The 21,110-nt window shown below is 58.8% G+C and carries 21 protein-coding genes; 5 read left to right on the plus strand and 16 right to left on the minus strand.

Annotated features, from left to right (window positions below; translation table 11 throughout):
• The first annotated feature begins 8 nt into the window (after positions 1–8).
• Positions 9–1,178 (plus strand): conjugal transfer protein TraB, encoded by a 1,170-nt coding sequence (locus tag FS819_RS26060; protein ID WP_156551383.1) that lies wholly within the window; start codon positions 9–11, stop codon positions 1,176–1,178.
• 13 nt (positions 1,179–1,191) lie between these two features.
• A complete protein-coding gene (locus FS819_RS26065) occupies positions 1,192–1,824 on the plus strand; it encodes a TraH family protein (protein ID WP_156551324.1) in 633 nt (210 codons plus the stop codon).
• A gap of 15 nt (positions 1,825–1,839) precedes the next feature.
• On the opposite strand, the gene FS819_RS26070 is transcribed toward FS819_RS26065, so the two are convergent.
• The 3 genes from FS819_RS26070 to FS819_RS26080 are packed head-to-tail and all read right to left on the minus strand — an operon-like array spanning position 1,840 to position 2,640.
• On the minus strand, positions 1,840–2,163 hold the full coding sequence (locus tag FS819_RS26070; RefSeq protein ID WP_156551323.1) for a type II toxin-antitoxin system RelE/ParE family toxin: 324 nt from the start codon (positions 2,161–2,163) through the stop codon (positions 1,840–1,842).
• Positions 2,160–2,414: a type II TA system antitoxin, ParD family gene (locus FS819_RS26075; RefSeq protein WP_156551322.1), complete on the minus strand. Its 255-nt coding sequence runs from the start codon at positions 2,412–2,414 to the stop codon at positions 2,160–2,162. The genes FS819_RS26070 and FS819_RS26075 overlap by 4 nt, the downstream gene beginning before the upstream one ends.
• Positions 2,415–2,469: 55 nt before the next feature.
• Positions 2,470–2,640 (minus strand): hypothetical protein, encoded by a 171-nt coding sequence (locus FS819_RS26080; protein WP_156551321.1) that lies wholly within the window; start codon positions 2,638–2,640, stop codon positions 2,470–2,472.
• A gap of 378 nt (positions 2,641–3,018) precedes the next feature.
• On the opposite strand from FS819_RS26080, the gene FS819_RS26085 reads away from it, so the two are divergent.
• Positions 3,019–3,327 (plus strand): transcriptional repressor TraM, encoded by a 309-nt coding sequence (locus FS819_RS26085; RefSeq protein ID WP_156551320.1) that lies wholly within the window; start codon positions 3,019–3,021, stop codon positions 3,325–3,327.
• A gap of 275 nt (positions 3,328–3,602) precedes the next feature.
• Here the strand turns inward: FS819_RS26085 and traR are convergent, their stop codons facing one another.
• From traR to FS819_RS26125, 8 genes are all read right to left on the minus strand, one after another.
• Positions 3,603–4,307: an autoinducer-binding transcriptional regulator TraR gene (traR, locus tag FS819_RS26090; protein ID WP_156551319.1), complete on the minus strand. Its 705-nt coding sequence runs from the start codon at positions 4,305–4,307 to the stop codon at positions 3,603–3,605.
• A gap of 296 nt (positions 4,308–4,603) precedes the next feature.
• Positions 4,604–5,908, minus strand: a complete 1,305-nt coding sequence (locus FS819_RS26095; RefSeq protein WP_156551318.1) for a DUF3422 domain-containing protein — start codon at positions 5,906–5,908, stop codon at positions 4,604–4,606.
• Positions 5,909–5,927: 19 nt separating this feature from the next.
• Entirely contained in the window at positions 5,928–6,989 is a 1,062-nt protein-coding gene (gene ocd / locus FS819_RS26100; protein WP_156551317.1) for an ornithine cyclodeaminase, read from the minus strand.
• Between the two features lie 47 nt (positions 6,990–7,036).
• Positions 7,037–8,119, minus strand: a complete 1,083-nt coding sequence (locus FS819_RS26105; RefSeq protein ID WP_156551316.1) for an NAD/NADP octopine/nopaline dehydrogenase family protein — start codon at positions 8,117–8,119, stop codon at positions 7,037–7,039.
• Positions 8,120–8,195: 76 nt separating this feature from the next.
• Complete coding sequence (rocF, locus tag FS819_RS26110) at positions 8,196–9,152, minus strand: arginase (RefSeq protein WP_156551315.1); 957 nt, start codon at positions 9,150–9,152, stop codon at positions 8,196–8,198.
• A 47-nt stretch (positions 9,153–9,199) separates the two neighbouring features.
• A complete protein-coding gene (locus FS819_RS26115; protein WP_156551314.1) occupies positions 9,200–10,618 on the minus strand; it encodes an FAD/NAD(P)-dependent oxidoreductase in 1,419 nt (472 codons plus the stop codon).
• Complete coding sequence (locus FS819_RS26120) at positions 10,615–10,908, minus strand: (2Fe-2S)-binding protein (RefSeq protein ID WP_003523884.1); 294 nt, start codon at positions 10,906–10,908, stop codon at positions 10,615–10,617. The genes FS819_RS26115 and FS819_RS26120 overlap by 4 nt, the downstream gene beginning before the upstream one ends.
• The gene (locus FS819_RS26125) at positions 10,905–12,023 is read right to left on the minus strand and encodes an NAD(P)/FAD-dependent oxidoreductase (RefSeq protein WP_156551313.1); all 1,119 of its coding nucleotides are present in this window, start codon (positions 12,021–12,023) and stop codon (positions 10,905–10,907) included. Before FS819_RS26125 ends, FS819_RS26120 begins: the two co-directional genes overlap by 4 nt.
• Positions 12,024–12,634: 611 nt before the next feature.
• On the opposite strand from FS819_RS26125, the gene FS819_RS26130 reads away from it, so the two are divergent.
• Together FS819_RS26130 and FS819_RS26135 are read left to right on the plus strand one after the other, a co-directional pair.
• A complete protein-coding gene (locus tag FS819_RS26130) occupies positions 12,635–14,671 on the plus strand; it encodes a hydantoinase/oxoprolinase family protein (RefSeq protein ID WP_156551312.1) in 2,037 nt (678 codons plus the stop codon).
• Positions 14,672–14,674: 3 nt separating this feature from the next.
• The gene (locus tag FS819_RS26135; RefSeq protein ID WP_156551311.1) at positions 14,675–16,630 is read left to right on the plus strand and encodes a hydantoinase B/oxoprolinase family protein; all 1,956 of its coding nucleotides are present in this window, start codon (positions 14,675–14,677) and stop codon (positions 16,628–16,630) included.
• Between the two features lie 118 nt (positions 16,631–16,748).
• On the opposite strand, the gene FS819_RS26140 is transcribed toward FS819_RS26135, so the two are convergent.
• From FS819_RS26140 to nocP, 5 genes are all read right to left on the minus strand, one after another.
• Positions 16,749–17,669: a LysR family transcriptional regulator gene (locus FS819_RS26140; RefSeq protein ID WP_156551310.1), complete on the minus strand. Its 921-nt coding sequence runs from the start codon at positions 17,667–17,669 to the stop codon at positions 16,749–16,751.
• A 112-nt stretch (positions 17,670–17,781) separates the two neighbouring features.
• Positions 17,782–18,507: a nopaline ABC transporter permease NocM gene (gene nocM, locus FS819_RS26145; RefSeq protein WP_080868320.1), complete on the minus strand. Its 726-nt coding sequence runs from the start codon at positions 18,505–18,507 to the stop codon at positions 17,782–17,784.
• A gap of 1 nt (position 18,508) precedes the next feature.
• Positions 18,509–19,219 carry a nopaline ABC transporter permease NocQ gene (nocQ, locus tag FS819_RS26150; RefSeq protein ID WP_045025159.1) on the minus strand — a complete coding sequence of 237 codons (711 nt, stop codon included), beginning with the start codon at positions 19,217–19,219 and terminating at the stop codon, positions 18,509–18,511.
• Between the two features lie 72 nt (positions 19,220–19,291).
• Positions 19,292–20,143, minus strand: a complete 852-nt coding sequence (gene nocT / locus FS819_RS26155; protein WP_156551309.1) for a nopaline ABC transporter substrate-binding protein NocT — start codon at positions 20,141–20,143, stop codon at positions 19,292–19,294.
• A 65-nt stretch (positions 20,144–20,208) separates the two neighbouring features.
• Entirely contained in the window at positions 20,209–20,982 is a 774-nt protein-coding gene (gene nocP / locus FS819_RS26160) for a nopaline ABC transporter ATP-binding protein NocP (RefSeq protein ID WP_156551382.1), read from the minus strand.
• Positions 20,983–21,110: the final 128 nt, after the last annotated feature.

Here is a 21,110-nt window from a genome sequence, read left to right on the forward strand (position 1 = left end):
GTTCCTGCCTGCTCATCGCGGTATCCGTCGCTTGCGGCTGGACTGCCTGGAGCGGTCATGTGCTGGCCCTTCCTGTCGCTGTGTTGTTCCCGACGCTCTGGGCGATGTCGCCGTCGCGGCTGACGGCGGTGCTCGTGTCGGCCGGATATTTTCTGGCTGCCTCGCGTGGGTTGCCGCAGGGCGTTGCCAACTTCTATGCCGCCGATCTCTGGCCTGGGCTTCTGCTTTGGGCAGCTGCTTCGCTCTCCTTCGCCGGCGTGCATGCAGCGCTCTGGAAGGCGCGACCGGAAGGCAAGTCTCCGGGAGAAGGTCGAACGGTAATGGCAATGGCGGCGCGCTATCTGGCGGCGGCGATGCTCATGGGATTGCCGCCCCTCGGCATCACCGGCTGGGCACATCCGCTGACCGCTGCAGGCGTGCTCTTTCCGGGATGGGGATGGTGGGGGCTGGTCGCGATGACAGCCGGCCTCGCGATGATGACATCGCAATATTGGCCGGCTGCCGCCATCGCCCTGGGAGGGTTCTGGCTCTGGTCCGCCGCTACGTGGACATCCCCTAATCTACCCGAGGGATGGAAGGGCGTCGACCTCGAACAGGGCTCGAGCCTCGGACGAGACGGCTCGCTCGACTATCACCGTGACCTGATCGCAACGGTGCGCGCGGCTGCGGGAGAGAAAATCCGCTTCGTCGTCCTTCCCGAAAGTGCACTGGGCTTCTGGACGCCGACCGTCGCGAGGTTTTGGCAGCAAGGTTTGCGAGGCTCCGAGCTCACTGTGATCGCCGGCGCGGCCGTCATTGATCCGGGCGGCTACGACAATGTCATGGTGGCGATTTCGGCTAACGAAGCTCGAATTCTCTATCGCGAACGCATGCCGGTCCCGGTGTCCATGTGGCAGCCATGGCGGGCATGGACCGGGCAGGGCGGAGGAGCCCGCGCCAACCTCTTCGGCAATGCAGTTGTGCAAAGCGACGGCCAGAAGCTTGCCGTGCTGATCTGCTACGAACAACTCCTCCTTTGGCCGGTCCTGCAGTCGATGCTGCATTCCCCCACCGCAATCGTCGCCCCGGGCAACGGATGGTGGACCGCGGGAACGTCGATCGTCGCGATTCAGAACGCGAGCGTGATCGCCTGGGCAAAACTGTTCGGACTGCCCGTCGTCACGGCGTTCAACAGATAAGGAATTGTTCGCGATGGTCGATGCCGCCCTCATCAAGGAATGCAGCGATCCCGGCCTGAAGCCGGCGATCGTCGAACAGTTCATCGAACGGGCAGGGGCACCGGACCCACTCGCTGTCGCAGTCCGCTCCGGCAACCGGGTGGTGCTCGTGCCCAGGCCGAAGACAGCGGAGGAGGCGTTGGCGCTGATCCGAGACAACCTCGGTCGCAATACCGTTCGCGTCGGGATCACACAATATCCCGCCGGGCTCGGCATCGTGGAGGCGGGCGAGCTGAAGCCGGACCTGGTCGATGCTTGCGAGAACATGCGCATGGGCACTGCACTGTTCGCCAAGGTCTACCGTATCGTCATCAAATGGTATGGAAATCCGACGGCCAAGGATGTCCTGCCGCAAGTGTTTGACGATGCGATCATCGCCTGGCAGACGGGATATTTCGAAGGAACGGCAGTGTTTCGGGCGGAGGATCCCGGTAAGATGAAACTCACCGATCCCGGGCCTGTGAAAAAGGACGGAACTGAACGGGCCAGCATTGAGGCTCCGGCCGGTGACGACGTCGAAAGTGCTAAACAGGGCGAAACTCCGTCCGATCCGAACACGGCCGGCATTCGCATCGATCTGTCAGGGCTTGGCGCTCGCAAACCGTAGGACTGGGCCGGGACCTTACGTGTTGGTCACACCCAGCCTTTCGCTCAGCCTCGTCATCAGGTCCATGCGCTCATGGAAAATCCCGACAATCAGCGCGGGCCCGTTGTCGCGCGGCAGGCAGAAGACATAGTGGTGCTCGCAATGGGCCATGCGCAGTGTCGGATAAAGGACGCCCACGTCTCTGAAAGGTTGTTGCCCCGAGGCAAGTGCGACAAAACCTTGCTCTAGCTTGGTAATGTAGCGGCGGACCTGCGCATCGCTCCACTGCTTGCGCGTGTATCGGATAATTTCGCGCAGGTCGGTTTCCGCGCCATTCGCCAGAACATAGGTTGTGGTCAACCGCGGCTATCCTTGGCCAGTTCCTCGTCAAGAACCTCGCTTACGCTACGGGTGGACACTTTTCCCGCCAGACTTTCATCGATGCGATCGCTCAGCAGCGATTTCAACTGCTGCCATGCCACTTCACCATCCGCGTCCCCGGGAAACAGGCGTTCGAGCGCATATTGCTTGATTGTCTTTCCCTGTAACGCGGCAGTTGCCTTCAGAGATTGGTGCTGCTGGTCGGTAATATCGATGGTCAGTCGGCTCATACAACAAGCTCCAGATGTAGTCACAAACCCACATTAGCACAAATGTCGGTCCCGGTCACTTAGCATTGAAGGTTTGCCTTGGGCCATCGCGATAATTCACGACCGCCCGCGTTTCACCAGCCGGCGTTGCGGCGGCAAGATTGTGTATGCGGCAGTTGGGCCCGGCGAAATGGTGTGTTTCTTCAACCGCAGTCAATGTCCAGTTCAGATGAGAAGGAATGTCCATCTCTTGTCCTAGGGATGGAACAGGTTTGTCCCATAAGAGCGTGGCATGGTCTAGGATGCCTTTAGCAGAAGATCGCATGTGAAGATTTGCACCACGGCGATTTCGATCCTCACTGGCGTCGTTCTGAAATTTTTCTTATAAGAGGGGCATGCAGTACGTGCTGCATTGCGGCTTAGAATCCGCAGATGAACGGTTGGCGCTGACCGGAATGGCGCCAGGAACCCTCTGACCTTGTGTCCGGGGGCCTGTGACGTATGTCCAGGCTCCGGCTAAAGGTCGCAGGGCCGATTCATCTCGGATTCTAACCCCCGGGCAAGGGTTCACAGGGTTCAACGTCAGCGGGGGCGCACCGCGGACAAAACCAGGGTTAGGTCACGAATGGAATCGAAAGATGCAACATTGACGAAAAAGGTCGAGCTTCGCCCGCTGGTCGGGCTGACGCGCGGACTACCTCCGGTGGAGCTGGAAGCGATCACGATTGATGCTATCCGGACGCACCGGCAGTTGGTGGAGAAAGCTGACGAACTGTTTCAGGCGCTTCCTGAGGCGTACAAAACCGGAAAAGAAGCTGGCGGTCCGCAGCATGTTCGCTACATCGAGGCAAGTATCGAGATGCATGCCCAGATGAGCGCGGTAAGTTCCCTGATCAGCATCCTCGGTTACCTCCCGAATGTGACCGTGAACTGATCCTGTTTCAGGACCAAGCCTGGTGATAGCCCATAAAAAGCTTTTGTGAGCTGGAAGGGTAAAGGTGTTGATTTCCACGCAGAACTGAGCCGGCGCCTAACCGGCTCAGTTCTGCGTGGAAACCAACAAGAAGGTATAAAATGTGTAGCATGTCCGTTCTGGCACATTTCCTCCATGAATCTCCGAAGGCGTGAAACCGCGACCGTGTTGGCCTATTCGATCGCCGCAAGACGGCGCGGATGGGTGTCACGCTTCACGGTGCGGTTTGGTTGCCCTCAAATCAGCTTTTTCCGTACTGCGAGCGCGGTTAGATGGGCCTTGCTTCGCACGTCGAAGCGCTTCATGGCTTCGCGAAGCTTGACGCGGACGCTGTTGTATTTGACGCCCTCCACGTCAGCTATCTCTTCCATCGTCTTGCCGACGGCAATCCATCTCAAGTACGTTGCCTCTTTCGGATCAAGCCAAGCCGCGTCTTCCGAAGTGGGCGTGGTTCGAAGGAAGGAGATCCGTGCATGAAGTTGCCCAACGGCTGCCGCTGCAGCAACGGGATCAATGTCCCGGCCGATATCAATCGTTAGCTTCTCCGACGCCAACGTGAACATCGACATTGAACCGTTGGCGGTCCTGATGGGGATAGTGATGCCGGAGCGGATGCCAAAATCGGCCGCTTGTGCATAGAAGCCGCGTTCTTCCTTCGAGAGCGCCGGCCTCTCCTGCTCGCCAGACCAGGAGAAGACGTGCTTCCTGGATCTTGCGCGTCTGACGACCGGGTCGAGAGCGTCAAATTTCTTGTCGAAGTAGAGCGACCGCCAATCGTGATGATAGTTGGTCACGGCGATGATGTGCTTGTGCTGGATGTGGAGATAAGCATAGCCGGTGAAGCCGAAATGGTCGGCGAAGTCCGCCAGTCCTGTTTTGAGGATGCACTCATCGCCCTCAATTGCTGTAAGGTCGGTCAGCTTGTCCAGCCAATGCTGCATTCTCAATCTCCTTCTAAGCGTTGCTAGTATCCTCGTCGTCGCTGTTCGTCCGACAGCCAGCTGCGAGACCGCTGTCAACTAGTTCTGCGGAAGCCGTCGAAGAACGTTTCTGTGCAAGGCAGGCAGACATAACCGCCCTTATTCCAATCGGCCGGTAGTTCGCGAGAAGATTCATTTCGCGTTCCTGTTCTGTGATAAACTCGCCCTCGGCTTGCTCAGCCATCTGTTGTCTCCAGAATCTCTCGTTCCAGCACCGATCCGAGAATTGCTTCTCAAACCGGCCTGTTTCATGCCTGCTAGGGCGTTTTTGATACCAAATGGGTATGTCGCGTGCGATGCCGCACAAACAAGGCGACAGCCACGATCGCAATCGGGCTTAGAATGCTCATTGCCAGTTCATCGTTTGAAAAATCAAGAGTATGGAACACACCCTTGAAGGTGTATCCGAGCAAACCGACAACATAGTAGCTGACAGCGGCGATCGAGAGACCCTCGACAGTTTGCTGCAATCGCAACTGCAATTGCGCCCGCTCGCTCATGCTCTCCAGAATCTCGCGATTTTGCTTTTCCATCGCCACATCGACCTTCGCACGGAGTAGCTGAGTTGCACGCGCCAGCTTCCGCGACAAGTTGATCTGTCGCTCCTCGATCGAAAAGCAGGTCTGCAATGCAGGCGCCATTCTCCGGTTGAGAAACGCCGGGAAAGTTTCCTGATCAGGCACCGGTTCGAAGCCGATGGCGCTGATCCGGCCAAGCACGATGTTCTGATAGGCACGGCTAGCCCCGAAACGGAACAACGACTTCGCTGCCCCTGCCTCTAGCCGCGCGGCGAGCACGACGAGCTTGTCCAGGAGACGTTCGTTGTCTTCCAAGGCGAGAGCGCCTGTCATTTCCTGGGTCGTCTCAACCAACGCGTTTTCGATCTCCCGGATGGAGGGCTCCAACCGTTGAGCTTCCGGAAGACATAGAAGTGCCAGCAGCCGATAGGTCTCGAGTTCCAGCAGACGCTGCACCAGCGCACCGATACGCATGGCTGTCACGTCGGTGTTGATGACCAGGATTTTCACGAAACCATGGCTATCCGGCTTGAAATCCGTCGCAACGGTGACCGCTCCCTTCTCAGCGGTCATAACGCACAGGGATTCCTTCGCGAAAATCGTGCCCAGCTCGTGTGTGGAAGAGGCTTCGACAATATGCAGATCTACGGCGACGAGGTGCGGGCCGGGCTGGGGGAGCGTATACATTTCGGGGGCCATGGAAGCCGCCGCGAGCGAGAAGCACTCTGGTCCAGGGTGTTTGTAGTACCAGCAATATGTCGTGAATTCGTTGTGCCGTTCCCAGCGCAGATGAACATTCTCGAATGACACGCGGTGATGTCGAGCGTGGGCCGGAATAGGCCCCTGGCCCTTTTCCTCGCAAAGCGCTGAGAGTATCCTGCGCTCCGCATCCCTGTCAGGCTCTACGGATTGAAACGCAAAATGGACAAGACGGGCTGGCGTTTCGATCGGGCGAAACGGGCGCGCATGAACCTCGCCGAGAACCGATGCACGATCGCGATGAGGCGAGAGCGCTTGTGTTGAATTCTCAGGCGGGGATGTCATATTGTGAGCCTTCCCAGGTTCAGGACGCGGCCAGCAGGGCTTGCCGCCGGAGCAGCATTCCGAAAAGATCCCTTGGCTCGTCTGGGTCGGCTAGAAGGTCGAGTGGGCTGCTGTGGCTTGATCCCTCAACGCGGTCGCGGACGTAGCGCAGCGCCGAAAAATCCTCGATCGCAAATCCGACGCTGTCGAAAAGCGTGATCTGCTTGTCGCTCTTTCGGCCGACGTCCTGGCCAGTCATTACGCGCCAAAGTTCCGTCACAGGATGATCTGGCGCGAGTTGCTGGATCTCGCCTTCAATCCGGGTCTGTGGCGGAAACTCCACGAAAATATCCGAACGCAGCAAGATATCGCGGTGCATCTCGGTCTTGCCTGGGCAGTCGCCTCCGACGCCGTTGATGTGGACGCCGGGCCCGATCATATTGTCGCTCAGGATCGTGGCGTTGTGCTTGTCGGCCGTCGCTGTCGTAATGATATCGGCACCTTCGACCGCCTGTTCCGCAGAGGTGCACGCCTCGATCTGAAACCCGAACCGCTGGAGATTGCGGCTGCAGCGAGCGGTTGCCTCCGGGTCGATATCGTAAAGCCGTATCCGATCGATACGGAGCAGCGCCTTGAAGGCGAGCGCCTGGAACTCGCTCTGGGCACCGTTGCCGATCAGCGCCATCGTGCGCGCATCTTGACGCGCCAGATACTTTGCCGCGATCGCGGAGGTCGCGGCCGTTCGCAAGGCCGTCAGGATTGTCATTTCCGACAGCAGCAGCGGATAGCCGCTATCGACATCGGAGAGCACGCCGAACGCGGTCACCGTCTGGCGTCCCGACTTCGTGTTTTTCGGGTGGCCGTTGACGTATTTAAAGCCGTAGAGGGTGCCGTCGCTCGTCGGCATGAGTTCAATCACGCCGTCCCGCGAATGCGAGGCGATGCGTGGAATCTTGTCGAAGCTTTCCCAGCGCCGGAAATCTTCTTCAATGTAGCCGGCCAGTTGGACAAGGAAGTTCTCGATCCCGGTGCTGACCGCCAGATCCATCATGTTTTCAACACTGATGAACGGAACGATGTTGAGGTTGGCAATTGCAGGCATCTTTTGGCCCCCTTCATTGGTTTGATAGACTGTCGGACGAGCACGGATCACAAGGGTTCGTCCGTGATCGCGTACCCGGCGATTACCCGTTTCCTGAGCGTGGGCAGATCGAGCGGGCCGAGGTCTGGAAGCAGGTCGTTTTCTTCGGAGAAGTCGCGTCCGTAGCAGGCGCTTAAGATCCGCACGCCGCTTTCATGCAAGGGTGCAGACAGGCCGGCTGCTTTTGCCAGATGCAGGGTCGGGATCAGACCGAAGGGAACGTCCTCGAGCACGTAGCGAGTATCGAGGCTCTTTGGGCCTGCCGGGTCGCTTCCGCGCTCGACCAGGATCGACGATATTTCCGAAACGGATTGGCCTGATATGTCGAACGACAATCGGAAGTGATCGAAGGTGGATCGGACCGTCTTGCCGAAGGCGGAAGCGATTGCCAGCCTCTCCAGATCGAGCGCTTCCAGGAAACGCCCGACGGCCGGGGTGACATTGGTGTTCTGACCCCAGTCCTCAGCTCGCTCGATACGTGACAGATTGCACAGCGCGATGCCCATATGGTCCTGGGGATTGAGATTGCTCAATGCGATCGTGAGGATATCGTCCTTCACGTCGAAGCGATCGCCGAACAGAGCGACACAGGTTTCGTGCGCCCGTCCTGCGAAACGTGCCGGCACGGTCGCCATATCGACCTTTGCCCGGATGGCGCCGATGTTGAACGTATCCGCCGCCCGCGGCTTGCATGTCAGCACAGTTGTGCTCCATGCCGTGATTGGGATCTCGATTCCACGCTCGGCCAACCCTTTGGCGAGGTAGAGCGCCGCAAAGGAAAGATGGGCGCTGATGATCACCGAATGACGTGCGCTGAGGTGCGGCAGAAGAGCGTCGAGAACAAAGCGATGACCATAGGCGGGCAGCGCCAGCACGATCACATCGGCTTCGGCCAATTCCCGGGCGTTCGTGCAGATATGCGGGTGGAACTCCGTGCTGATCGCACCCGTGATCTTCACCGGTGCGCCGGCAGAGAAAGCAGCAGTTCTTTCGCGTGAACGCGACCAGATCAATGGCTCATGTCCATTCTGCAAGAGGAACGCCGCATACCCAATGCCGATCGATCCTGCTCCGGCGATCCCAACCTTCATGTTCTTCCTCCTGGTTTCGAAGGGTTTGTCTCGATGCGAGAGGCAAACCTCGATAGCACCGGGCCGCACCCGGTGGTCAAAATGCTGTTGTCACCCTGTCGAACACGCGCCGGCCGAACAGGCTCGCGGTAAGATCCGTCATGAGGCGGGCAGTGCGCCCCCTCTCGTCCAGAAAAGGATTGAGCTCCGCCAGGTCAAGCGAGGTGACGAGGCCGCTGTCATGGAGCATCTCCATGATGAGGTGGGCTTCCCGGAAGGTCGCCCCGCCGGGCACGGTCGTGCCCACCGCTGGCGCGATCGCGGGATCGAGGAAATCGACATCAAGACTGACGTGCAATCTGCCGCTGACCTTACTTACGCGGTCAAGAAAAGCTTCGAGCGGGCGTACGACCCCTTGTTCGTCCAGAACCCGCATGTCGGCGACTTCGATACCGGTCTCGGCAACCCGGCGCCTCTCTTCCGGGTCGACGGACCGGATCCCCATCATCGATACGTTGCGCGGATTCACAGGCGCGGCCAGCGGCGGCAGCCCCTCGAAGCCGGATTGGCCCGTATAGTATGCTACAGGAGTCCCATGGAGATTGCCGCTCGCGGTCGTGTGGAGGCTATGCAGGTCTGTATGCGCGTCCAGCCAAAGGACGAATTGCTCCTTGCCGAGCTCGGCTGCTCGTTGGGCCACCCCGGAAACGGTGCCAGCAGACATTGAATGATCGCCGCCGAGAAAGACCGGAAGATCACAGCTGCGGGCCATCTCCAGAGCTTTCTGGGACAGACTGCGCGTCCATCCCACCAGAGCATCGAGGTTCTTCACCGCGGAATTGGCGTGGCTGAGTTCGGGTTCGACCGTCGGTGTCGCATCTCCGAGATCGGTGACAAGCCAGCCCAGCTCCGTCAAAACCTGCGTTAAGCCGGCAGTCCGAAACGCATCAGGTCCCATCAGGCATCCAGGTTGGGATGCGCCGCTTTGAACGGGGGCTCCCAGGATTTGGCACGTCTTCAACTCATTCTCCTTGCAACGCCGCGAGGCGTTCATTTCTTGACTGCAACTTTGGTCACCACGCTGTGGCGATGGCCGAACGATCACTCATGTGTCGACGCTGAAACGACTTCCTCGGCCTGCTGAGCTGCCAGCATCGACACCGTTAATGGAACGAAGGGAGGCCGCGGATTGAACAGGCCGACCTCGCCGGCGGTCAGCCCGGCGACTGACTTCACCAGTTCGTGCACCGGGTAGCCGCACTGCCTTCCCTGACAGGGACCCATGCCCGCGCGCGTAAAACTCTTCAGCTGGTTAGGGCCTCGGCAAGCGCCACGGACAGCAGCTTCCCTCAACACGCCCGCGCTCAACTCCTCGCACCGGCAGACGATCGTTGCGTCGTCCGGCGGGGTCCGCGCAATATTCGGCGGGTAGGCCCCATCCAGAAATCGCCGGAACGACTTTTGCCGGCCATGCTGTGCTCTCAGCGGTTTTGTCTCGGTATCCGCCTGAGCGGCCGTCAGGGCGCCGTCACGAAGAAGGACGCCGATCGCGGCGATCTCTCCCTCGATCTCGGCATTGACGGCGCCTCCGATCCGCGCACCGTCCCCGGCTATGTACAGTCCGTCCGGACCTGCGTTCATCCACTCGTCGCGCTCAAGCCGGAACGCTGACTGGCCGACATCCCACATCAGTTGCGCGCCGACCGACACCGCCAACTGATGGCTTGGCACCAGCCCCTCGTGAACAAGAAGGGATTTGACCTCCAATCGGTCGGACCTTCCGTTTGAAGTTTCGAACCGTACAGTTTCCAGTCGTCCGCTTCCTTTGGCGCTGATTTTGACCACGTTGCGTACGTGCCGAACGCCACTGAACTGCGGTAACCAGCCAATCCCTTTCAGGATTTGGCCGGTCTCCTGAAGCGCCCCGCGAAAACCGCGCAGCGAACGGCTGATGAGACCCCGAGGGGTCGTATCGAGATAAGCGACGGGCTTTGTCCCAGCGAGCCGCATCTGCTGCATGTATAGTAGGGGAAGGGGTCCGCTCCCGACCACGGCAACTGGCCCCTGTGGCAATTGGCCGGCCGTCTTAAGGAGAATCTGTGCGGCGCCGACCGTCATGACGCCGGGTAGTGTCCAGCCGGTGAACGGAACCGGGCGTTCCTGTGCGCCCGTAGCGAGCAAGAGATGCCGTCCCCTGACGGAGCGAATTTCTCCGCCCCAGACGTATTCCACCGTCCAACCTTGGCTGAGCCTGCTTACCTGAGCATCCGGGATGTAGTCGGCGCCACAGGCCAGAAATGCTTCGACTTGCCGGACGCCGCGTCGATATTCCGCCCCCAGAACGTTTATGATTGGGCTTGTAGCGTTGCGGCCGGCATTGCGCCAGATCTGACCTCCAGGCTGTGATTGCGAATCCAGCACGATGACGGATAGGCCTCCGCGCACAGCGCGCCTCGCTGCGGCCATGCCAGCGGGGCCGGCTCCGACGATCAACAGGTCGGCGCTCGAATGATGGTTCATTTCAGCCTCTTCGGATGGTCATGGCGTTCGACCCTCATGCCGGCGTGAACCGTTTGCTGACAGCTTCGGATCGTGCCGATGTCTTCGACGTGCACGACACATTCGAAACAGACGCCCATCATGCAGTAGGGCGCCCTGGGCTGGGCGGAAGGAAAGGAGGTCCGCGTATGGATGTCGTCCAGACGCAGAAAGACGGCGGCCAGAGGCTCTCCATCGCGAGCGGTCACGAGACGACCGTCGACGGTGATTTCCACGGCTTGGCCGGAGGGAAAGAGAATTTCACTCGTCACGCCGCGATTCCCATCTTGAATCTGCTGCCGCGGAAAGCGTCGTAGGATGGCTCCCTTCCACCGGCTGCCAACCATTCGGCAAAAGGACCTGCATGCAGAGCGGCAAGGGTGACGCCGGAATGGCATGCGACGACGTGGATACCTGGGTATTGCCGCGACCGATCGTAGACAGGCACCCCGTCCGGGGTGAGCACGCGTAGTCCCGCCCACTGTCGTATGACACGCAAAGCGCCGACGTCAGGCATCACATTGATCGCGCGATTGGCGATATGACGTGCGCCGGCAGCTGTCACGTCGGTAGACCGGCCCACACGTTCATTCGTAACGCCGAGCTGAAACGTGCCCGTCATGGTCTGACGGATACCGCTGGCGGCGTAAGGGAAAACCGGGGCGACCCGTTCCGTGATGAGAAGCTGCCCCTTTTCCGGGACGAGCAGAAGCGGAAGGTCCAGGCTCTTGGCAAAAGCCATGGAGTCATTTCCCGCTGCAATAATCACCCGCTCCGCCTCTATCGTGAGGCCATCCGTCGCCAGTCGGAAGCCGCCAAGCGTGGGCGCGATGCTGTCGACGTGTTCGCCCGTCATCAAGGTTCCACCGAGGCGCACAAATCCGTCCAGCATAGCGCGAAGGACCAGCAGAGGATTGACGTCACCGTCCATATGACTGAACGACGCCGAACACACCTTCGGCCCGAGACGGATGTCGGGAAGCATGCGCTCGATGCGCGAGCGCTCCAGCATCTCGAAGCGATAGTCAGGATGAATGGCAGCCATCTTCTCGCCGATCGCTTTTTCTTCTTCCGCCTGAGCTTCCGACGCACAGAAGAGCAAACCACCGTTGCGGCGGTACTCCACGTCGACACCTGTCAGTTCTTTCAACTCGGATGCAAAACCGGGCCACAGCTCAGCGCTTTGCCGTGTGATGCGATGATATTCAGGATATTCGTCGCCCTTGCCCTGAACCCAGATCAGGCCGAAATTCGTTCGGGACGCACGCAGCGCATCGTCCGCGCCATCGATGATGATCACCCGGCGCCCCAACTTGGCTAACCCGTATCCAATTGCGGCGCCCACTACGCCGCCGCCAACAATGGCTGTCTCGAACTCGTGATCCATTTAACCTTCTCACAATACGAAGGCTTCCGTGCCCGGTGCGAAACGTTCGATCCGTGGCCATTAGCCCCCAATGAGCCAGACGCATCCTTCAATCCTCGTGCGGTCGGCTATACAGTGTGTCCAGATGGCGCCGTTTGACGGCCAAGTTTTGAGGACCTTCTTTGCTTCGGTTTCATCAGTCTTGAACAGATGATCACCATGTGAAGCGGGTCGATTGCAGATCTAGCTATCTTGGAATTCTTGCCTTCCCGCTTAGGGATAAGGCGTCGCCGTCCATGCCACAAGGGCAGTAATAGGCATGCGGCGATGTCCAAATGTTATGAAGGCGGCACGGTCCTGGTGGCCGTCGCGAGCCACAGGATGCGGCCGTTTAATCTCAGTCACCTTCGTCGCCCTCAGTTTCTATAAGCAGGCGAGTCTCATCCGTTCTGATTGATTGCCGTTGCCAATCAATCGGTGGGATATGCAAATTCTCCAAACGGAGTGAGCAGCGTATTCATCGCTGAAATATCGCGATGATCATTCCGGGACGGAGACAGGTTTCATGCAGATCAGAATAGATCGAACTACCCCGCAGGCCGACCAACTGAAGAAGCGAGGGTGAGTGGCAGATGCTTAGAATCGGCGTTGATATCGGTGGGACGTTCACAGATTTTTGCGGGTGGCGTGAAGGAGAGGACATGATCGTCACTCTGAAGGTACCTTCGACTCCTCCCGCTTTCGAAAGCGGTTTCCGCGAGGGATTCGAAAAACTACTGGAACGGCTTGCGCCCGAGCCGGGCGAGGCAGCCTTCGTCATGCACGGCACCACGGTCAGCACGAATGCCGTAATCGAGCGAAAAGGCCCGAAGATCGCGTTCTTCGTAACGAAGGGATACAGGGATCTGCTCGAACTGCAGCGGATCGGCGTCCGCAACCCTCTGAACCTGTTCGAGACCCGAACCAGGCCGCTGATCGATCGCGAGATGGTTTTCGAGGTTGAGGAACGCCTGCTGCGCGGCGGCTTGGTTCGAACCTCGATCGACGAGGCCGCAGTCGAGGCACTTGCCCGTCGTGCAGCCGACGCAGGTGCTGCCGGCTATGCGGTCGCGCTGCTTCACAGCTACGCCAACCCGCAGCATGAACAAGCTGTCGCGCGGGCTATCCGTAAAGCGGTCGGCGAAGATGCCGAGGTCAGCCTGTCCAGCGAGATCTGGCCGCGGATCGGAGAATACGAAAGAGCGATCGTCAGTGTGCTCAACGCTTTCGTGAAGCGCCGGATGAACGAGTATATCGGTGCGGTCGAAACTTATGTGGCTGAACGGTTGCCAGGGTCGCAACTTTTCGTCACACGCTCGAACGGTGGTGCGATGGCCGCCAGTGAGGCGCGCAACTTCCCCGTCCATACGCTTCTGTCGGGTCCGGCGTCTGGCGTGACGGCTGTGCAATATCTCGGCCGCGCCTTGGGCGAACACAATATCCTCACCATGGACATGGGTGGCACCAGCACTGACATCTCGCTCGTGCGCGATGGCGAAGCTCTGACCTCGACTTCGGCCGAGGTGGGTGAGTTTCCGGTTGTCATGCCAGTTACCAGCATCGAGGCGATCGGCGCAGGCGGCGGTTCGGTCGTCACGATTGATGGCGGGGTGTTGCGTATCGGCCCGCGCAGTGCTGGGTCCCATCCTGGCCCTGCCTGCTTCAGCCGAGGCGGCACGGAACCCACGCTGACCGATGCCTTTTTACTTGCGGGCTATTTGCCTGAAGCACTTCTTGGCGGCGATATGCAGCTCGATCGTCATGCCGCCGAACGCGCTATGGCGCCGATTGCGGAGACTCTCAAGACGGACGTGCTCAGCGCCGCGGAAATGTGCGTCACCGTCGCAAGCTCGAACATGGTGGCCGGTGTCTTGCCTTATCTCGCACGCCAGGGCGTCGATCCCGAAGATCTGACGGTGCTCGTTTACGGCGGAGCTGGCGCGATCCAGGGGCCGCTCCTTGCGGCCGAGATCGGCGTGAACCGCGTTCTTGTGCCGGCGACACCTTCCGTATTCTGTGCCCTCGGGGGCCTTGTCTCTGATTTGAGCAACGACGCGCTCGAAACCGTCCACGGCCTTGATATCGATGGTTCTCTCATCGCGAAGAAGTTTCAGGTCCTTCGCGAGCAGGGAGCCGAATGGTTATCGCGGCAGGCACCGCCGGAGCGTCTCGTGTCGAAAACGTTCGAGTGCTGGGCCGAGATGCGCTACGTCGGGCAGTCCTTCCAGGTTGACGTGCGGCTGCCGGATACGGCGATCGAAGCGCACGACATTGCCGCAATGCATGCCGCCTTCCACCAAGAGCACGAACGCATCTACAGCCATGCCGACAAAGCGGCGCCAGTCGAATTCGTCGACCTGCGAATGCGCGTGCGTGGATCGATGTCGATACCTCAGCCCTCTACACCTGAAACGTCCGGGGCTGGCGGTGCGCTCAAAACGGTTCGGTCGATGCGCTTCCACAACAAACTCATTCCTGAGGTACGCGTCTTTGATCGCGCATCTCTCACCCCCAACGATGCGATCCAGGGGCCGGCCGTCATCGAGCAGCGTGATGCGACGATCGTCGTTCCGCCAGAGTTCGTTGCCCGCGTCGGAGCCTTTGGCGCAATCCTCATGACCCGGAGCTGATCAATGGATGCCGTTCGTACTGCCGTCATGAACAATCGCTTCAACGCGATTGCCGAAGAAGCCTCTGCCGCGATCTACCGCACCGCCCACACGACTTTTGTTAAGATCGTCCAGGATTACCAGTGTGCGATTGCGACTGCCGAAGGCGAAATGTTCGCTTATCCGATGTTGTCTGGTGTCAATGTCTTCGTCGGCTCCCCGTTGAAGCCGACGCTGGATGCCATCGGCCGGGAGAACCTGAAGCCAGGCGATATCATCATCACCAACGATCCTTTTGCCACGGACGGTCTGGTGACGCACCTGATGGACGTTACGCTGCTTTATCCGATCTTCTTCGACGAGAAGCTGATCGCGATCGGCTGGGCATTTGTCCATGCGTCCGATATCGGCGGCGCCGTTCCAGGAAGTATCTCGCCAGCCTTCACGGAAGTATTCCAGGAGGGCCTCCGTGTCAGGCCAATGAAGCTCTACGAAGGAGGGGTGTTGAACGAAGCGATCAAGTCGATCTTCCAGGACAACAGCCGAATTCCGACCGAGTTGTGGGGCGACATTCAGGCCATGATCTCGGGTCTGAAGAGTATGGACCGGCGCGTGAGCGAGCTTTGCGAGCGATATGATCGTGAGAGTGTCGAGGAGGGGATGCAGGACGTCATCAACTACGCGGAGACCAAGGCCCGCGCGGTGATCAGGACGATTCGAGACGGTGTCTATACCTTCTCGGACTATCTTGAAGGGATCCATGATGGTCAGCTGGCCTATTTCAGCGTGACCATGACGGTGAAGGACAGCGAGATCGAGGTTGATTTTACTGGCACGGATCCGCAATTGGCGGCCGCCTACAACCTGGTAACGGGGGCAACCACCCACCCCTACATTATTCAGTGCCTTTACGCCTACATCCTAACCGTTGATCCGCTGACGCCGCGCAACTCCGGTATCTTGCGGGCGATCCACGGCCATGCTCCGCGCGGCACGGTTCTCAACGCGGTCTATCCCGCATCCGGCGGGTCTCGTGCTGCATCAGCGACACGCGCCTACGACGTTATCCTGGGGTGCCTCAATCAGGCACTACCGGAGGGCCTTGCCGCAGCCGGTGGCGGTATGAGCGGGGTTATCGTCGTTTCGGCTCCCGATCCTCGTACGGGCCGTGACCGTGTCAACGTGGTGGGTACGATCGACGGCGGCGGCGGTGCCCGCCGTGGCGTTGACGGCCTGGACGGATCGGAAGTACGCTACTCACAGCGCAGCGTGCCAGTCGAAGTCATCGAGATCGAAACGGTGCTGGTCATGCGGGCGCTCCGCCTCGTGCCGGACAGTCGCCGCGCGGGAAGATTCGCCAGTGGCGCCGCGCTCGAAATCGAAATGGAAAACACGTCAAATCGCGCGGTCATAACGGTCAGAAACCTGAACCGGTTTGTGTTCGCGCCGTGGGGCTTCAAGGGGGGAGAGATCGGTCTTCTGGGTAAGGCAGTCGTCAATCCTGGCCGACCCGATGAGCGACCGGTCGGCAAGATCTCGGTGCTGGAGCTCGGACAGGGCGATATTCTCAGGATCACCAGTTCCACAGGCGGGGCGTTCGGCGAACCTCTTGAGCGGGATGTGGCGGCGATCGCGCGCGAGATCGAAAACGGCATGCTTTCCCCGGAGCGGGCCGCCGACGTCTATGCTGTCGTCTTCGACCGAGACGGTAAGATCGACGAGGCGGCGACCGCGGAACATCGCCGCGAACGCGGGAACCGAAAGTCAGACGACTTCAATTTCTGCATCGTACGCCAGCGTCAGGACCAGGTGTGGTCGCAGCAGACACGCAGGGAACTGGCATCGCGCGCACTGACCTATGAACAGCGCATCCGCAGCCAGCTCGTCGATCGCGTTCATCACCGCCTGTTGGCGAAAGGTGAGCGGGTCGATGCCGTGAAACTGGATCAAGTTATCGCCGAAGAAGCCGACCGGTTGTAGCGGCGGTGGTCTTGTGATCGTAAGCAGTTAGCTTACGGCGGGCGGAGAAATCTGACTATTGGAAGGAATGCCTCCTCCAGGAGGCATTCCTTGTTCATTCAGGATTTCACAAGCGCCGCTATTTTCGTGCTGAAATCAGGTTTTGCGCAGCCAACGTCGCAAACTCGACGAAAGGCAGTATCCCTGGAACCGGGCAATCTGGATTCCAGCCCACGGCCATCGAAATTTCGACGGACATATCGTCCACAACTCGGGTAACAACGCCGTCGGGGGCCATCGCAGACACCCACTCCGGCAGGAATGTGATCCCGACGCCGGCAGTCACCAGGGCCAGAGCTGTATTGGTGTCGGAGACCGCTATGTCGTTCTCGATCAGCAGGCCGGCGCCGACAAGTTGTTCGTATACAGTCTCAAAACACGATAGCTCGAAGCGCTTGAGCGCGAAAACACCGTGTCCAGCGAAATCTGATAATTTCAACGCGGTTTTTCTCGCAAGTACCGATTGGCGGGGCATGACGGCAACAAATCGTTCCGACAACAGGTGCTGAAACCGTACCAGATTGCTGTTGGATGGCGGTCGCATCAACCCGACATGGAAATCACCGCGCTCGATCCCACGCAGAAGCTCGATGGAATCGACCTCTTTGATGACAAGCCTAGTCCTGGGAAACCTTTGCCGGAAACGGCTCAAGATCAAGGGGAGCAATTGACTGGTGGCCGGGCTGATCGCTCCGACGATCAGCTCTTCTCCGCCGGGACTGAGACCGCCGGCTTCCAGCTTGGCATTGAGGATCGCCTCGTCGATTTTCAAAAGGATCTCGCGCGCGTGATCAAGGAATGATGCTCCCGCACGCGTCAGCTCCACGCGCCGCGTAGAGCGGATGAACAGTTGCACCCCCATAAGCTCTTCAAGCCGCTTGATCTGCTGGCTGAGCGTTGGCTGCGACATGTTCAGTCGGATCGCGGCTCTGCGGAAATGTAGTTCTTCAGCGGCAACGACAAAGCAGCGGATGCTTCCGATCTCTAGTTGATACGACATCCGCTCACCAATACAAAGAAACGTAACATTCAAACCCGATGATTTGAATGTTACGTCGACATTCGCCTGAGCGCACTCTTTCGATCGCTAATCCAACGGGGATTTCCAAGTTCTAATGCGTCTCGGCGGCCTTCGGAGCCGTTCCACCCACCCGGGCGCGCATGTGCGGATTGAGCCACCACTCCGCCAGCATGACCAGACGGCTGACAACGAACGTGATGGACAGGTAGATTGCACCGGCGACGATGAACACTTCGACCGGGCTGTAGGTGGCCGAGATGATCTGCTTCGCCAGACCGGTCACTTCGACGATAGTGATTGTCGAAGCAAGCGACGTCGATTTGATGATGAGCATCACTTCGTTGCCATAGGCCGGCAACGCTTGCCGGATGGCGATCGGGAACACGATTCTCCGAAACTGGAGAACTGTGGACATGCCGACAGCGCGCGCGGCTTCGATCTGCCCGAGAGGAACCGCCTGTATGCCGCCCCGGATGATTTCGCTGGTATAGGCCGCGGTATTGAGGGCCAGAGCGAGGATCGCACAAAACCACGGTTCGCGGAACGACGACCATAGACCAATTTCCGTGAGAAACCCTCTGAACTGAGCCGACCCGTAGTAAATCAGGAACATCTGCACCAGAAGCGGGGTCGATCTGATCAGGTAGACGTAGCCGTATGCTACCGAAGAAACGATGCGGTTTTTCGAAAGCCGCATAAGCGCGACAGGTACCGAAACAACAAATCCGATGAGGAGCGATATGAACGCGAGCGCCAGCGTCGTGGGGACGGCGGCAATGAGTTTGGGGAACGACTCGATGATGAGTTGAATATCCATATTATTGGCTCCTCACACCGCGGTTCGCCCACTTTTCAGCTTTGAGAAAGCCCCGGTTTGACACGGAGGAAAGAAGAAGGAAGATCACGAAGGCGGTGATGTAGAAGGTAAAGGGCTGCTTCGTCGAACCTGCGCCCATCGCCGCTGTCCGCATGATTTCGACCAGGCCGACAACGGAGATTAGCGACGTGTCCTTGAGCGTGAACTGCCAGACGTTTCCAAGGCCTGGGAGGGCGAACCTAGCCGCTTGTGGGATCAGCACCCGGCGCAGCCGCAGCCATGGACCCATCCCAATGGATTTCGCCGCTTCGATCTGGCCGGGGGGAACAGCGAGAACGGCAGCGCGAATGACCTCGGTGGCATATGCTCCGGCACTCACACTGATGCAGAGTACGCCGATCACGAAGATTGGAGGCTCGATGTACCCCTCGTATCCGAACAGTCCATTGGCGATGGTGCGCAGGAGTGTGCCGCCACCGAAGAATACCAAAAAGATGATGAGCAGTTCAGGGACGCCGCGAACGACCGTCGTATAGACGTCACCGAGCAGGCGTAGTGACCAGAAACGGGATAGCTTTGCCGCAGCGAAAATCGAACCAAAGATGATTCCGAAAAGGTACGAACAGGCTGCGACGACAACAGTCATCATCGCCCCGCGCACCAATTCATCGCCCCAGCCGGCGTCTCCCCATTGCAATAGTGTTAAATCCATCGACCACGCCTCAAGCTTGCGAAACGGATAGAGCGCCGGCCACATGAGTGCCGACGCTCCAACTGAAAGAGATTACTGCTTGGGAGACGCGTCGTAACCGAACCACTGTTGGGACAGCTTCTGGACGGTACCGTCTGCGATGGCGGCATCAATTGCTTTGTCGAACAGAGCTTTGAGATCGGTATCCTCTTTGCGGATGCCAACGCCGACACCCTTTCCGAATAGTCCCCCCGTCATCCTCGGCCCAAACATCTTCAGGTCCTTGTTGTCGGGCTTGTCTGTCAGAGGCTTCAGGAAGCTGACCGACGCCAGGCTCGCGTCGATCCGGCCGGCCTTCAGATCCATCACGACGTTGTCGATGGTGTCGTAGGTTGAGATCTGCACGCTGGGCATCATCTGTTTCATGAACGCTTCATGAGATGTACCTGCCTGGACGCCGAACTTCACGCCCTCGAAGACCTTGGTGAAATTATCCAACTCGGCTTTCTGTTCAGGGGTGATATTGTCTAGCGGAAGGTTCTCGATTGCCGCCTGGGTTTTCAGAAGCGGGCTGTCCGCTGTCGTCAGGAACGTCATCGGCGTGAGGAGATACGGGCGGGAGAACGAAATGACCTTTTCGCGCGCCGGCTGGATGCCCATCGCTGCCATAATGGCATCGTACCGACCCGCGGTAAGGGAAGGTATGATCCCGTCCCAAGCCTGCTCGACGAATTTGCATTCGATGTTCATGCGCTTGCAAAGGTCGTTTCCGAGATCGATGTCGAAGCCGATCAGCTTTCCGCCCGCATCCTTGAAGTTGTAGGGCGCGTAAGATCCTTCGGTCGCAATTGTGATGCTCTTGTAGTCCTTGGCCACTGACGGGCCTGCCGCGACAAGGACGCCGGTCACAATTGCCGCAAGCGCATTAAAGTTGAAGAATTTCATAACGTTCACCTCTGTTGCTGTTATTGTTCATTTTCGAATGTTGACTCTTCTGCGCGCCTGCTCGCTCACAGAACGCTGGAGAGGAAGGCCCGACACCTTGGTGACGTCGGATTCTGGAACACTTCTTGCGGCGTTCCCTGCTCTTCGATTTGCCCCTTCTCGAGGAAGAGAACCTTGCTCGATACGTCGCGAGCAAAACCCATTTCGTGCGTTACCACGACCATTGTCCGCCCCTCTTCGGCGAGCTTCCTGATCACCTTCAGGACTTCGCCCACCAATTCCGGATCGAGGGCAGAGGTTGGTTCGTCGAAGAGAAGCGCGCTTGGCTGCATTGCCAGTGCGCGTGCGATGCTGACGCGCTGTTGTTGTCCACCTGACAATTGAGACGGGTAGGCGTCGTGCTTGTCGGCAATACCAACCTTGTCCAGGAAATCCATTGCACGGTCGCGCACGTCGCCCTTGGGCTGTTTGAGAACGTGTACGGGGCCTTCCATAACGTTCTGCAGGACAGTCATATGCCCCCACAGATTGAAGCTCTGGAACACCATGCCGAGTTGCATCCGCATGCGTTCGATCTTTTTGCGATCGACGCCGATCAATCGGCCAGCCGCATCCGTTTTGACGACGACCTCTTCTTGCCCGACTGCGATACGGCCCTTGTTCGGGGTTTCGAGGAAGTTCATACAGCGCAAGAAAGTGCTCTTACCGGAGCCGGAGCTGCCGATAATCGAAACCACATCGCCTTTATTGGCCGTGAGTGAAATGCCCTTCAGAACTTCGAGCGTTCCGAAGTTTTTATGCACGTCTTCTGCCACCAAGGTGGGTTGAGTAGCGTCCATTCGCGTTCCCTTGTTTTTCATTCCTAATCTCTTGCAATGCAGCGCAAAACCCATCACGGCAGGACAGCCGAGAATTACGCCGCTGGCATCTGCCAGCATTGATTTTCAACGATGCAGCACGTGTTTAC

It is taken from the genome of Allorhizobium sp. Av2 (assembly GCF_021462805.2).
Lineage (GTDB): Bacteria > Pseudomonadota > Alphaproteobacteria > Rhizobiales > Rhizobiaceae > Allorhizobium > Allorhizobium vitis_G.

Excerpts from the sequence above, each read along its gene's own strand:
- nocM (WP_080868320.1), bottom strand. The coding sequence starts at position 18,507 with ATGGATATTCAACTCATCATCGAGTCGTTCCCCAAACTCATTGCCGCC.
- nocP (WP_156551382.1), bottom strand. The coding sequence starts at position 20,982 with ATGGACGCTACTCAACCCACCTTGGTGGCAGAAGACGTGCATAAAAAC.
- nocQ (WP_045025159.1), bottom strand. The coding sequence starts at position 19,219 with ATGGATTTAACACTATTGCAATGGGGAGACGCCGGCTGGGGCGATGAA.
- ocd (WP_156551317.1), bottom strand. The coding sequence starts at position 6,989 with ATGCCTGCAATTGCCAACCTCAACATCGTTCCGTTCATCAGTGTTGAA.
- FS819_RS26065 (WP_156551324.1), top strand. The coding sequence starts at position 1,192 with ATGGTCGATGCCGCCCTCATCAAGGAATGCAGCGATCCCGGCCTGAAG.
- FS819_RS26105 (WP_156551316.1), bottom strand. The coding sequence starts at position 8,119 with ATGAAGGTTGGGATCGCCGGAGCAGGATCGATCGGCATTGGGTATGCG.
- traR (WP_156551319.1), bottom strand. The coding sequence starts at position 4,307 with ATGCAGCATTGGCTGGACAAGCTGACCGACCTTACAGCAATTGAGGGC.
- nocT (WP_156551309.1), bottom strand. The coding sequence starts at position 20,143 with ATGAAATTCTTCAACTTTAATGCGCTTGCGGCAATTGTGACCGGCGTC.
- FS819_RS26135 (WP_156551311.1), top strand. The coding sequence starts at position 14,675 with ATGGATGCCGTTCGTACTGCCGTCATGAACAATCGCTTCAACGCGATT.
- FS819_RS26075 (WP_156551322.1), bottom strand. The coding sequence starts at position 2,414 with ATGAGCCGACTGACCATCGATATTACCGACCAGCAGCACCAATCTCTG.
- FS819_RS26115 (WP_156551314.1), bottom strand. The coding sequence starts at position 10,618 with ATGAACCATCATTCGAGCGCCGACCTGTTGATCGTCGGAGCCGGCCCC.
- FS819_RS26085 (WP_156551320.1), top strand. The coding sequence starts at position 3,019 with ATGGAATCGAAAGATGCAACATTGACGAAAAAGGTCGAGCTTCGCCCG.
- FS819_RS26130 (WP_156551312.1), top strand. The coding sequence starts at position 12,635 with ATGCTTAGAATCGGCGTTGATATCGGTGGGACGTTCACAGATTTTTGC.
- FS819_RS26125 (WP_156551313.1), bottom strand. The coding sequence starts at position 12,023 with ATGGATCACGAGTTCGAGACAGCCATTGTTGGCGGCGGCGTAGTGGGC.
- FS819_RS26080 (WP_156551321.1), bottom strand. The coding sequence starts at position 2,640 with ATGGACATTCCTTCTCATCTGAACTGGACATTGACTGCGGTTGAAGAA.
- FS819_RS26095 (WP_156551318.1), bottom strand. The coding sequence starts at position 5,908 with ATGACATCCCCGCCTGAGAATTCAACACAAGCGCTCTCGCCTCATCGC.
- rocF (WP_156551315.1), bottom strand. The coding sequence starts at position 9,152 with ATGAACGCCTCGCGGCGTTGCAAGGAGAATGAGTTGAAGACGTGCCAA.
- FS819_RS26140 (WP_156551310.1), bottom strand. The coding sequence starts at position 17,669 with ATGTCGTATCAACTAGAGATCGGAAGCATCCGCTGCTTTGTCGTTGCC.